9 protein-coding genes are annotated in these 12,990 nt (G+C 50.3%); 4 read left to right on the top strand and 5 right to left on the bottom strand.

Annotated elements, in window-relative coordinates; all coding sequences use genetic code 11:
* The first annotated feature begins 141 nt into the window (after positions 1-141).
* The 3 genes from dapB to carB all read left to right on the top strand — a co-directional run bounded on the left by dapB (position 142) and on the right by carB (position 5,835).
* Entirely contained in the window at positions 142-951 is an 810-nt protein-coding gene (gene dapB, locus AC6R1O_RS08820) for a 4-hydroxy-tetrahydrodipicolinate reductase (RefSeq protein ID WP_334554362.1), read from the top strand.
* Positions 952-1,433: 482 nt separating this feature from the next.
* Positions 1,434-2,591 (top strand): glutamine-hydrolyzing carbamoyl-phosphate synthase small subunit, encoded by a 1,158-nt coding sequence (gene carA, locus AC6R1O_RS08815; protein ID WP_500656881.1) that lies wholly within the window; start codon positions 1,434-1,436, stop codon positions 2,589-2,591.
* 16 nt (positions 2,592-2,607) lie between these two features.
* Positions 2,608-5,835 carry a carbamoyl-phosphate synthase large subunit gene (gene carB, locus AC6R1O_RS08810; protein WP_500631756.1) on the top strand — a complete coding sequence of 1,076 codons (3,228 nt, stop codon included), beginning with the start codon at positions 2,608-2,610 and terminating at the stop codon, positions 5,833-5,835.
* A gap of 119 nt (positions 5,836-5,954) precedes the next feature.
* Here carB and AC6R1O_RS08805 read toward each other — a convergent pair whose 3' ends face one another.
* Positions 5,955-8,300, bottom strand: a complete 2,346-nt coding sequence (locus AC6R1O_RS08805; protein WP_500633940.1) for a PilZ domain-containing protein — start codon at positions 8,298-8,300, stop codon at positions 5,955-5,957.
* A 134-nt stretch (positions 8,301-8,434) separates the two neighbouring features.
* On the opposite strand from AC6R1O_RS08805, the gene radA reads away from it, so the two are divergent.
* Positions 8,435-9,814 carry a DNA repair protein RadA gene (gene radA / locus AC6R1O_RS08800; RefSeq protein ID WP_500626524.1) on the top strand — a complete coding sequence of 460 codons (1,380 nt, stop codon included), beginning with the start codon at positions 8,435-8,437 and terminating at the stop codon, positions 9,812-9,814.
* An 88-nt stretch (positions 9,815-9,902) separates the two neighbouring features.
* Here radA and csdA read toward each other — a convergent pair whose 3' ends face one another.
* From csdA to AC6R1O_RS08780, 4 genes are all read right to left on the bottom strand, one after another.
* Positions 9,903-11,114 carry a cysteine desulfurase CsdA gene (gene csdA / locus AC6R1O_RS08795; RefSeq protein WP_500633939.1) on the bottom strand — a complete coding sequence of 404 codons (1,212 nt, stop codon included), beginning with the start codon at positions 11,112-11,114 and terminating at the stop codon, positions 9,903-9,905.
* Positions 11,114-11,713, bottom strand: coding sequence for a DJ-1 family glyoxalase III (locus tag AC6R1O_RS08790; protein ID WP_500633938.1), 600 nt, complete (start codon positions 11,711-11,713; stop codon positions 11,114-11,116). The genes csdA and AC6R1O_RS08790 overlap by 1 nt, the downstream gene beginning before the upstream one ends.
* Positions 11,706-12,593, bottom strand: a complete 888-nt coding sequence (gene panE, locus AC6R1O_RS08785; protein WP_500656882.1) for a 2-dehydropantoate 2-reductase — start codon at positions 12,591-12,593, stop codon at positions 11,706-11,708. Before panE ends, AC6R1O_RS08790 begins: the two co-directional genes overlap by 8 nt.
* Positions 12,594-12,700: 107 nt before the next feature.
* A partial coding sequence (locus AC6R1O_RS08780) for an outer membrane protein OmpK (protein WP_500656880.1) occupies positions 12,701-12,990 on the bottom strand: 290 nt, incomplete at its 5' end.

The raw sequence follows: 12,990 nt of genomic DNA, 5'->3' as shown, positions 1-12,990 counted from the left end.
AGGTTAATCACTACTCAACAGGTGGCATGAACAGCACCTGATTCTAAAGCGTGTCATTCAAGAGTTTTAATACTGGTTTCAAGCCGAGATTGTTGATAGTTTATTGGCACAAATGGAACAAGAACCAAGGAGTTTTTTGCAATGGTCAGAATTGCAGTTGCGGGTGCGGCCGGTCGAATGGGTCGTAACTTAGTCAGAGCGACATTTTTAAATCAAGACGCCCGTGTTGGTGCAGGATCCGAGCGTCCGGAATCTTCTTTGGTGGGTGTCGATGTCGGCGAACTGTGCGGAGAGGGCAAATTTGATGTCGTGCTGACGGATGATCTTGCCAAAGAGATCGACAACTTTGATGTCATTATCGATTTTACGGCACCGGCGAGCACGCTAGCGAATTTAGAACTTTGCCGTCAGCATGGCAAAAGCATTGTGATTGGCACCACTGGTTTTAGTGAGCAAGAGAGAGCGACTATTGATGAGATTGCTCAGAGCGTTCCTGTCGTGATGGCGCCTAACTACTCTGTTGGGGTTAACCTTGTGTTCAAACTGCTTGAAAAGGCAGCCAAAGTGATGGGCGATTACTGCGACATTGAAATCGTTGAAGCGCACCACCGTCATAAAGTGGATGCGCCTTCCGGTACCGCAATTGGTATGGGAGAAGCCATTGCTGGCGCTATGGGTAACCAGCTCAGCGATGTTGCTGTGTATGCTCGTGAAGGTATTACCGGCGAGCGAACCAAAGATGAGATCGGTTTTGCCACCATTCGCGCAGGCGATATTGTCGGCGAACACACGGCGATGTTTGCTGATATTGGTGAGCGTGTAGAGATCACTCATAAAGCGACGGACAGAATGACCTTTGCCAATGGTGCGGTCAAAGCTGCCGTCTGGCTTAGCCAAAAATCCCCAGGTTTTTATACCATGACGGATGTCCTAGGACTCAATGAACTGTAAATAAATAATTATGCGCTGGGCTTGCCCGGCGTTTTTTATATATGTGCGTTGAAAGAGAATGAGTTAACTTCAGGCTATGCTCTTTTTTCTTTAAGTTTTATTGTTTATTTTCGTGGCTTGGTGTTGGTTTTGTCTTTAATGTCTTTAAAGTTTGTATTTGCTTCCGATGTTGATCGTTTGCGTAAGAGCGAAGAAAAAAAGTGTGATCTGATACAGGTGACACAAAGAGAGATTTTGAGTTTTTTGAATTGAAATCGATTACTCATTTACAAAAGTTGTTATTTTAGGCCTTTTGGGCTGTTTTTTGTCTAAAGACCCCTAAAGTTTCGGTGTTTTTTTACGTGTGTGTTGACACATGTCACAGGCCTCATTAGAATACCGCCAATTTGTCTGAAATACCTAAAACCGCTTTTTTATTGCGCACAGGAAGGCAAATTTGCAGTTAAATTTATTATTTTTGCATTTTTATTCTGGAGGTTGTCTTGAGTAAATCAGCACTGTTAGTCCTAGAAGATGGGACAGTGTTCCGCGGAGTTTCCATTGGAGCAGATGGGTCGTCCGTTGGTGAAGTTGTTTTTAATACCTCGATGACGGGGTACCAAGAAATCCTCACTGATCCTTCCTATTCCCAGCAGATCGTCACCCTTACTTACCCACATATTGGTAACACCGGTACCAATACCGAAGATGAAGAATCTTCTTCAATTCATGCACAAGGCCTTGTGATTCGCGATCTTCCTCTTATCGCATCAAACTTCCGTAGTGAACAAACGCTTTCTGATTACCTAAAGTCGCAAAACATTGTCGGCATTGCGGATATTGATACTCGTAAACTGACGCGTATTTTGCGTGAGAAGGGCGCTCAGAACGGTTGTATCATCGCGGGTGACAATCTCGATCAGGCATTAGCGCTAGCGAAAGCAAAAGAGTTTCCTGGCCTAAAAGGTATGGACTTGGCCAAAGTGGTGTCAACCAAAGAAGCGTACGTATGGAATCAAGGTTCTTGGACGCTAGAAAGTGGATTGCCAGAAGCGAAAGCAGAGAGCGAGCTGCCTTACCACGTTGTCGCGTACGACTTCGGCGCTAAGCGTAACATCCTACGTATGTTGGTTGATCGTGGCTGCCGTCTAACGGTCGTGCCTGCAGAGACCAGTGCAGAAAAGGTATTGGCACTCAACCCAGATGGTGTATTCCTATCTAATGGCCCTGGTGACCCAGAACCGTGTACTTACGCGATTGAAGCGACCAAGGTTTTCCTAGAAAAAGGCCTACCTATCTTTGGCATTTGTCTTGGTCACCAAATTCTTGCTCTTGCCTCTGGTGCGAAGACAGTGAAGATGAAGTTTGGTCACCACGGTGCTAACCACCCGGTGAAAGACTTAGACCGTAACGTTGTGATGATCACGTCTCAGAACCACGGTTTCGCGGCAGATGAAGCGACACTCCCTGAGAACCTACGTGCTACTCACGTGTCACTATTTGATGGCTCTCTACAAGGTATCCACCGTACTGACAAGCCAGCATTTAGCTTCCAAGGTCACCCAGAAGCAAGCCCAGGTCCACACGACGCGGCGCCGCTCTTTGACCATTTTATCGAACTGATCAAACAGTCTATTTCAGACACGCAAAACATCGCTTAATTCGGAGTAGTAGAGAATGCCAAAACGTACTGACTTAAAAAGTATTCTAATTCTAGGTGCAGGCCCGATTGTTATCGGTCAAGCATGTGAGTTTGACTACTCTGGTGCACAAGCGTGTAAAGCACTGCGTGAAGAGGGTTACCGAGTCATCCTTGTTAACTCTAACCCTGCGACCATCATGACTGACCCAGACATGGCCGATGCGACTTACATCGAGCCAATCCAATGGGAAGTGGTTCGCAAGATCATCGAGAAAGAACGCCCGGATGCCGTACTACCAACAATGGGTGGTCAAACAGCGCTGAACTGTGCACTAGACCTTGAAAAACATGGCGTGCTTGCTGAGTTCGGCGTAGAAATGATCGGCGCAACCGCTGATGCTATCGACAAAGCGGAAGACCGTTCACGTTTCGATAAAGCGATGAAGTCTATCGGCCTTGAGTGTCCTCGCGCGGACACGGCGAAAACCATGGAAGAAGCGTACAAAGTGCTCGATATGGTGGGCTTCCCTTGTATCATCCGTCCGTCATTCACTATGGGTGGTACGGGTGGTGGTATCGCTTATAACAAAGAAGAGTTCGAAGAGATTTGTCGTCGTGGCCTAGACCTGTCGCCAACTAACGAACTTCTCATCGATGAGTCACTGATCGGTTGGAAAGAGTACGAGATGGAAGTGGTTCGCGACAAAGCGGACAACTGTATCATCGTATGTGCTATCGAGAACTTCGACCCAATGGGCATCCACACCGGTGACTCCATCACTGTCGCACCCGCACAGACTTTGACTGATAAAGAGTACCAGTTGATGCGTAATGCCTCTCTAGCGGTACTGCGCGAAATTGGCGTTGAGACAGGTGGTTCAAACGTACAGTTTGGTATCAACCCGAAAGATGGCCGTATGGTTATCATCGAGATGAACCCACGTGTATCGCGCTCGTCTGCGCTTGCGTCTAAAGCAACAGGTTTCCCAATCGCTAAGATTGCCGCGAAACTGGCGGTTGGCTTTACCCTTGACGAGCTACAAAACGACATCACGGGCGGTGCAACGCCAGCATCATTCGAACCTACCATCGATTACGTCGTGACTAAGATTCCTCGTTTTAACTTCGAGAAGTTTGCCGGTTCGAACGACCGTCTGACGACTCAGATGAAGTCTGTGGGCGAGGTGATGGCGATTGGCCGCAACCAACAAGAGTCGCTGCAAAAAGCACTTCGTGGCCTTGAAGTTGGCGTGAATGGCTTTGACGAAATGGTTGATCTTGATGCGCCTGACGCACTCACCACCATTCGTCACGAACTCAAAGAAGCGGGCGCTGAGCGTATTTGGTACATCGCTGATGCATTCCGTGCAGGCATGTCGGTAGAAGGCGTATTCAATCTCACCAACATCGATCGTTGGTTCCTAGTTCAGATTGAAGAACTCGTTAATCTAGAAAACCAAGTTAAAGCAGGCGGTTTTGCTGGCTTAACCGAAGACGTGTTGCGTGTGATGAAGCGTAAAGGCTTCTCAGATGCGCGTTTGTCAGCACTGCTTGGTGTGTCTGAAAGCGAAATTCGTCGTCTGCGCGATCAGTTCGATATTCACCCTGTTTACAAGCGCGTAGATACCTGTGCGGCGGAGTTCTCCTCTGACACAGCGTACATGTACTCCTCTTACGATGAAGAGTGTGAAGCGAACCCGACTGACAAAGACAAGATCATGGTGCTGGGTGGCGGTCCAAACCGTATCGGCCAAGGTATCGAGTTTGATTACTGCTGTGTACACGCCTCTCTTGCCCTTCGCGAAGATGGTTACGAGACCATCATGGTTAACTGTAACCCTGAGACAGTATCCACCGATTACGATACCTCTGACCGTCTCTACTTCGAACCTGTGACGTTGGAAGATGTTCTGTCTATCGTTCGTGTTGAGAAGCCAAAAGGTGTGATCGTTCAATACGGTGGTCAAACGCCACTGAAACTCGCACGAGCGCTAGAAGCGGCAGGTGTGCCAATTATCGGTACCAGCCCAGATGCGATTGACCGTGCAGAAGACCGTGAGCGTTTCCAAGCAGCGGTTGAGCGTCTAGGTCTAAAACAGCCAGAAAACGCGACAGTCACCACAATGGAACAAGCGATCGAGAAGTCGAAAGACATCGGTTTCCCATTGGTCGTTCGCCCATCTTACGTACTGGGTGGCCGCGCGATGGAAATCGTCTACGATGAGCAAGACTTGCGTCGTTACTTCAACGAAGCAGTCAGCGTATCGAACGAATCTCCAGTCCTACTTGACCGCTTCCTTGATGACGCAACGGAAGTCGACGTGGATGCCATCTGTGACGGTGAGCGCGTTGTGATCGGCGGTATCATGGAGCACATCGAGCAAGCGGGTGTTCACTCAGGCGACTCTGCGTGTTCTCTACCGGCTTACACCTTGAGTCAAGAGATTCAAGATGTGATGCGTGAGCAAGTTGAGAAGTTGGCGTTCGAGTTGGGTGTTCGCGGCTTGATGAATACGCAGTTCGCTGTGAAAGACAACGAAGTGTACCTCATCGAAGTTAACCCTCGCGCTGCGCGTACCGTACCATTCGTGTCAAAAGCGACGGGTGCTCCACTGGCGAAAATCGCGGCACGTGTGATGGCTGGACAATCTCTAGAGTCTCAAGGCTTTACCAAAGAGATCATCCCACCATACTACTCAGTGAAAGAAGTGGTGTTGCCATTCAACAAGTTCCCTGGCGTCGACCCACTGCTTGGCCCTGAAATGCGCTCTACTGGCGAAGTCATGGGCGTGGGTGCGACATTCGCTGAAGCGTATGCGAAAGCAGAATTGGGTTGTGGTAACGTCTACCCAGAAGGTGGCCGAGCGCTTCTTTCTGTTCGTGAAGGCGATAAGCAACGCGTGGTTGACCTAGCGTCTAAGCTAGTAAAACTCGGTTACCAGTTGGATGCGACGCACGGCACTGCAGTGATTCTTGGTGAAGCGGGTATCAACCCTCGCTTGGTGAACAAGGTGCACGAAGGTCGTCCTCACATTCTTGACCGTATCAAGAACAATGAGTACACCTACATCGTTAACACGGCGGCAGGTCGCCAAGCGATTGAAGACTCAAAAGTACTTCGTCGTGGCGCATTGGCAGAGAAAGTGAACTACACCACAACGCTAAACGCAGCGTTTGCAACGTGCATGTCTCACACCGCGGATGCATGTGCATCGGTCACTTCTGTACAAGAGCTGCACGCAAAAATCGCTGAAAACGCCTAATCGTTTGATTCGACAATAGGCTCAGTGATAAGAGCCGAATTGACAACCTCATTGCCCACTCCTTCGAGTGGGCTTTTTTATGTTGGGTGATGGGTGATGGGATCAAGCGAAAGAGCGGATTAGCGCGTGAGCTCAAGGCGGATCAGGACTTCTTCTGTGATGTCGCTTAGCTCACCGTAACCGACGATGGTACCGATCTCTTTCTCTAAGCTTTTTGCCTTGTGGAGGCTGATGTTAGCAAGCTCGGCTAAGTCAGTGCGTACCAGTGCGGTCATAGGATCAAACACGGGCGCAGCGCAAATTCTCAGGGCGTAAAATTCGCCAATTGACATCGCTTGTTTGACGAAGCGAATACGATCTTTCAGTGTTTCAAATTCGCTGACCAACTTCGATTCGATTGACTGAATGCGCGTACCAAACTTTGCCGCACTCAAGTAGATCTCATGATATTGAGGTTCAGCACCTTCGATTCGGCGCATCGGTTGGGCGATAAGGGTATTGGTGCGACCTTTGTAGATAGGTTCGAGAGAAAAGTTCTTCTCTTCACCAAGCTTAGCCAGGAGTCCAAGGTAAGGAGGCAAAGGATAGTTGACCCCGATAACACGTGGGCGCAGATTCGGGCCGCGTTTTTCAAAAAACAGCGGTGAGCTGACCATTTTATCCAACAAAATATCGTGCAACCCTTCAAGCAGGGCATTACTGGGCAGTAGCTCTTGTTTGGCGACTAATTTATTTTGGTTGTGATCAATCAGCGAGCCAAAGAAGGCAATAGTCTTCATCGTCTGGCGCTCTTCGATGATCGCCAGTTGCATCCTCTTGCCGCCAGGGCTGATGCGTATCACCGTATACGGCACTTCATCAAGCGGGAGTTTTTTATCGTAAAGCTTTAATTCACTAAAGTCGACATGACACAGATCGCCCGCTTTTAACCCGCAAGGTGAGGTGAGTGCAATGCTCGCGCCATGCTTGGAGATATCTAACGTAACCCCAGCGTGACGCTGGCCATCGGCGGTTTTCAGTTGCAAAGGCGATTGAAACTGATACCTCGGCTCTTTGCGACGGGATTTGGCATCAAAATAGAGGCAAGCGGGGTTTGATTCAGGATTGCGAGTGTGGCGAAACGGGTTGAGCTCGCTGCTGGCAAGACGCGGCTTATCCGTCAGCAAGTAGTCATTGCGACTGCTGCTGTCTGATATCTCTTGTAAAATGCCGCAGTGCGTCAAGGTGTTGGGCTCAAGACCAAGCTCGGTCGAGTGTGTAGACAGTTCACTTTTCTCTTCATCATCCAGCTCAAACACAGAGAGGCGAAACGCTCGCCAACTCTCTTTTTTCGCGCCCACATGCCAAAACAACTGTCGCTGTTCGCGCGTCGCTTCCGGCATCATCATCGAGAAAAACAGCTGCTTGCCTTGATGGTCATGGGTGAAGGAGTAAAGTACGTTACTGCTGCCGCGCATACCCGGAGTGGTCAGCTGTTTCATGCGCTGTTTATTAAACAAACTGGTGAGCGCCTGTTGATTACGTTCGTCGTGCCAGTACTGCCAAATCGGCTGATTGTTCTCCGTCATCAACACCAGTTTGAGCTCGTCACCACTGAAAAAGACCGGCAGATTGCAGGTGTGTTTGAGATAAGTGTGCTCGTAACCTCGAGAGCGAGCGCGGATGATCTTATCTTGATTATCGTGACGGGCTTTTTTACTGTCGTTATTGAGGCATTCTGCGATGATCGCTTCGATGGCTTGGGTTTCGTCGAGCATGATGGTACGCAGAAACTTCACTGCATCGTTTTCGTAAGACTCGTCGATACCAACAATCCGATAGCTAAACGCAGAGTGAATGGCCTCTACTTCCGAGCTCTGGGCGAGTTCTACAAAGCGTACCTCGACAATTTCACCCAGCTTATAGTCAAACGCAGACGGGACTTTAAACTTGGCCCCTGAAGGAGAGAGGTCAACGGTGACGCCGTGAACCAGTTGTCCTTTGGCGAGATTGAGCTCGATTTGGGAGGAAAGACGCAGACGATTCTCTTTGCGCTTCAGGTCATAGCCTAAGTTAATCGGCTCGACTTCCAGTGCACTGCTTTTGGCTTGCACTTCCGTGCCGATGGGCTTGCCGCGCTTTTGCATAACACGAAAGTTGTTGTGTGTGTTGGACAGCGCTTCCCACACGCCTTCGGTATAGCCGCCAAACTTACGCACATTTTTGTGATAAGCGTTGAAGGCGACATCATCTAACCAGTGGCGCAGTCCATCAAGCTTGTATTCTCGACACTCACCTTTGACCCGCCCTCTCAAATCCACTGGTTTGGTGCACGGTGCCATCACTCTATTGAGCTCCATTTTGACCAATATTTTGACCGACGGAGGCTCTCCTTCTGTCATTTGGGCAAGAAGGTACTCAAAGTCTTGTGAGTGGTAAGCGGCAATGAGCCGCTCAGCGATTGAAAGGATTTCCTGTTGCTGCATATTTTATGGTTAGATCTACCTAATTATTCTCTATCGACCTTGATAACACGATCTTTAATGATATGTTACATCGAATCAAGATAAAGTGACCCAGATTCGAATTGATAAGGTCACACAATAGCAGGTGAGGAACCATGGCAAAGGCAAAAAGAGCCTACGTGTGCAACGACTGCGGCGCAGATTTCCCAAGATGGCAAGGGCAATGCAATGCTTGTGGCGCTTGGAATACCATCAGTGAGGTGCGTTTAGCCGCCTCGCCAGCCGCGGCGCGTAACGAGCGCTTGAGCGGATACGCGGGCAACGCCGCTGAAACCAAAGTACAGACATTGTCTGAGATTGATCTACAAGAAGTGCCCCGTTTTACCAGCGGTTTCAAAGAGCTAGACCGAGTGTTGGGCGGTGGTGTCGTCCCAGGTGCCGCGATCTTGATCGGCGGCAATCCTGGCGCAGGTAAGTCGACATTGCTGCTGCAAACCATGTGTTACTTAGCATCGCAAATGCCAACCCTCTATGTCACAGGGGAAGAGTCCTTGCAGCAAGTCGCAATGCGCGCGTCGCGCTTGGGGCTACCTAAAGACAACCTCAAAATGCTTTCGGAGACAAACGTCGATCGCATCTGCCAGATCGCGGAGCAAGAACAGCCCAAAATCATGGTGATTGACTCGATTCAGGTCATGCACGTTTCGGATGTGCAGTCGTCACCGGGCAGCGTCGCTCAGGTGAGGGAGTCTGCCACCGCGCTGACCCGTTATGCTAAGCAAAACAACGTCTCGGTGTTTATTGTCGGCCACGTTACCAAAGATGGCACACTCGCAGGCCCTAAAGTGCTTGAGCACATTATCGACTGTTCTGTGTTGCTCGATGGCGGCACCGACAGCCGTTTTAGAACGCTGCGCAGTCACAAGAACCGCTTTGGCGCCGTCAATGAATTGGGGGTGTTTGCCATGACAGGGCAAGGGCTAAAAGAAGTCAGTAACCCTTCAGCCATCTTTTTGTCGCGCGGTGAAGAAGAAACCTCAGGCAGTTCCGTCATGGTCGTCTGGGAAGGCACACGACCCTTGTTGGTTGAGATACAAGCGCTGGTGGATTACTCCCAGTTGGCCAATCCACGTCGTGTTGCGGTGGGTCTTGAGCAGAACCGCTTGTCGCTGCTACTTGCTGTGCTGCATAAGCACGGGGGACTGCAGATGGCTGACCAAGATGTGTTTGTTAATGTGGTCGGCGGTGTCAAAGTCACCGAAACCAGTGCCGATCTCGCCTTGGTCATGGCGCTGCTATCCAGCTTTAGAGATCGCCCACTGCCTAAAGATGTTGTGGTGTTTGGAGAAGTCGGGTTAGCGGGGGAGATTCGCCCGGTGCCCAGTGGTCAAGAGCGCTTGAACGAAGCGTTTAAGCACGGCTTTAAAAAAGCGATCGTGCCGGCTGCGAACATGCCTAAAGGCGGGATTGCAGGCATGCAAATCCATGGTGTGAAAAAGCTGTCTGAAGCGATTGAAGCGTTTGATGAGTTGTAACTGTCAGCGCGATTGAGCACTGAACGAATTAAAAAGCGCCTTGCCGAACATTCAGCAAGGCGCTTTTTTGTCGGTGCATCGCGCCGCTCTAAAGCATATCCAGTGCTTTTTCTACGGCTTCAATCAATCGATCAACATCATCCTGCTGGTTATAGAGGGCAAAGGAGGCTCGAATCGTACCTGAGACGTTCAAAGCGTCCATCAAAGGATGTGCGCAGTGGTTTCCGGCGCGCACCGCAATCGCCTGTTGATCCAGTAAGGTCGCGACGTCTTGATGATGCACACCCTCAACAATAAAAGAGACCACCGAGGCGTTGTCTTGATAACCCAGCACTTTAACATCAGGTAGCGCTGAGAGCCTTTCATTGGTTTGACGGGCGAGGGCGCGTACATGTTTTTCAACGTCGGAGAGATTGAACGTTTCAAGCCAGGCCACTGCGCGACTGAGCGCCAGCGCGCCAGCGACATTGGGGGTGCCGGCTTCGAATTTCCCCGGTAGCTCGCTGAACGTCGTCCCAGAGAAGGAGACTTTTTCGACCATTTTTCCGCCGCCATGCCAAGGGGGCATAGCGTTGAGAAGATCGAGTTTGCCATACAGTACCCCAATCCCTGCGGGCGCAAACAGCTTGTGGCCGGAAAAGAGATAAAAGTCAGCGCCTAGGCGCTCGACATCAACCGGCTCATGCACAATACCTTGTGCCCCATCGACCACCACGATCGCGCCCACTTGATGGGCTTTCTCAATCACGGTTTCAACCGGTTGACGCGTGCCCGTTACGTTGGTGACGTGCGCTAACGCGACAATTTTGCAGCGCGTTGAAAGGAGTGATTCAAAGGCTGCAAGATCAAATTGACACTGCGGCGTCATCGGCACTTTCACCACTTTCGCGCCCGTTTGCTCGGCGACAATTTGCCACGGTACGATATTGGCGTGATGCTCCAGCTCGCTGACTAAGATCTCATCGCCCGGAGACAAAGTGCTGCGCGCATAGGTTTGAGCGATTAGGTTGACCGCTTCGGTTGCGCCACGTGTCCAGATAATGGACGCCGGACTCTGCGCGCCAATAAACTCAGCGATGTGAGCTCTGGCTGCTTCAAATTCACTGGTCGCTTGAGCCGTTAAACGGTGACTACCACGATGGACATTGGCGTTTTGTTGACTGTAGTAACGGCTTAATGTATCGATGACGCACTGTGGCTTTTGTGTCGTCGCCGCGCTATCAAGGTAGACCAAACGCTGCCCATTCACGTCTTGGTTGAGTGCTGGAAATTGGCCAATGATCTCAGCGGTTTCCCTCATTACGCTTCACCCAATTTGTGATATTGCAGGGTCGGAATCGTGACCATCGGCTCGGCAACTGTGGCAGCATGGGCTTTTCCAGAGAGATGAATGATGATTTCCATTGCAAACTCTAACGCTGTGCCCGGTCCCTGACTGGTCATTAGATTGTGATTGATGTCGTAGGTGACGCGTTTGACACGGCGTCTCTGCTCATCAATCATCGGCCAGAAACTAGGGTGACAGGTCATCAGCGCATCGGTGTACAAGCCATGATGAACCAGAACGAGCGCAGGCGCGGCGCAAATGGCTGCGACCAACTTACCTTCGTACATCTGCTGGCGCACAATCTCGACCAAAACGGTGCTGTCGCGAAAGACCTCGCTGCCTCCAACGCCACCGGGTAGGATGACGGCGTCAAATTCATCGTCTGCCACATCAACCAGTGTGCATTGCGCCGTGAGTGGGATGCCGCGTGAGCCAATCATGGTCAGATGACCATCAAAGTCGGCGCTGGCCACCACGGCATCATAGCCGGCACGTACCATCATATCGATGATGGTGACCGCTTCCATTTCTTCGCTACCAGGGGCGATGGGGATCAGTACTTTTTTAGTCATCTTTCCAGCTCTGTTCTCTCTGTTTTATCTCTTGGTATAGGCGTTGATTCATCGGTGTGGTTAGCCCGTAGTGCGCCGCCCATTTGAGGAGGTATCCAGTAATAAAGTCTATCTCGCTGTGCCTTTTATGCACAATATCTTGATGCATGGATGAGACGTTACGAGCGGTGTTGGCAATCACGCCATTGATCTTCTCGAACAGTTCTTTTTGAGTGATGGTGTAGCCCTTAGCATGCATGACGCTATGCACTTCACTGACGATCTCGGCAATGGTTGCCTGAAGATCGTCTCGGGCCAGGTCACCATTGCGAATATCTTCTAAAGCCGTCAGCGGATTGATGGCGCAGTTAATCGCAAGTTTCAGCCACAACGCTTGTTCGATGTCTGGGTGCCATGCGGTTGTTGGAAAAGCGTGGTTGAGCACCTCGGCCAGAAAGCCACACGCTTGACCGCGAAGATTCGCAGCACCGATAAAGGTTTCCCCTTGGCCGGTATGTTGAATTGACCCACCGTCGCTGCGCAAAGCGCCGTGCGTGGTGGTCGCCAGCAGTAAAGGATTGTTGGGTAGCCAGGTCTGTACTTGCTCTGCGTTACCCATGCCATTGTGCATCAGCATGATCATGGTATCGGGGTGAAGGAGGCCTCGGAGTGGCGACAGAGCCTCACATACCTGAGGGGCTTTGAGTGTGACCAACAAAAGGTCGGCATTGACTAAGCGGTCAGGTTGGTTGTTGGCGAACGTTAGAGATTCACCATCTAGGCAAAGGGATAGGCTCACTACGTCATGTCGTGAATAGACCGAGACAGCGTGCCCCGCTCGATAGAGCGCATGGGCCCACAAGGTACCAATCGCACCAGGACCGAGAATCACGATATTCATCATCAAGCAAAGGGTTAAGGATTTGAGGCAAGGATACGGATTGGCCGCGAGAATGCCAATAAAAATGGCGCCGATTGGCGCCATTTAGCTATGAAATAGCTGTTAACTTAGAATTTGTAAGTAACTGCGAAGTAGTGACCAAAGCCAGTTGACTTAAATCCATCTGTATCTTTAATGCCGTAGATATCTTTATAGCCTTTTAAGCCATAACCTACAGCAAACTGGTCTGAGTGCCAGTAAATACCATTGAACATTGCGCCACCATTGCTAGCAGTCGCGTAGCCTTTATCTGTTTCCATACCAAATTGGTAGTCAATGTAGCCTTGGTAAGAGATAAACGAGCCGTTTTCGAAGAAGTAGAATGGTTTGAACCAGTTAGTCGAGATTTGGTAGCCGT

It is taken from the genome of Vibrio sp. R11-SG3-ISO3-SZ (genome assembly GCF_059834345.1).
Note: the sequence above shows the minus strand (reverse complement) of the source record. Positions and strands in the feature narration are given on the sequence as shown.

Coding starts and splice junctions, on each gene's coding strand:
- dapB (WP_334554362.1), top strand. CDS start 142: ATGGTCAGAATTGCAGTTGCGGGTGCGGCCGGTCGAATGGGTCGTAAC.
- carB (WP_500631756.1), top strand. CDS start 2,608: ATGCCAAAACGTACTGACTTAAAAAGTATTCTAATTCTAGGTGCAGGC.
- AC6R1O_RS08805 (WP_500633940.1), bottom strand. CDS start 8,300: ATGCAGCAACAGGAAATCCTTTCAATCGCTGAGCGGCTCATTGCCGCT.
- radA (WP_500626524.1), top strand. CDS start 8,435: ATGGCAAAGGCAAAAAGAGCCTACGTGTGCAACGACTGCGGCGCAGAT.
- csdA (WP_500633939.1), bottom strand. CDS start 11,114: ATGAGGGAAACCGCTGAGATCATTGGCCAATTTCCAGCACTCAACCAA.
- AC6R1O_RS08790 (WP_500633938.1), bottom strand. CDS start 11,713: ATGACTAAAAAAGTACTGATCCCCATCGCCCCTGGTAGCGAAGAAATG.
- panE (WP_500656882.1), bottom strand. CDS start 12,593: ATGAATATCGTGATTCTCGGTCCTGGTGCGATTGGTACCTTGTGGGCC.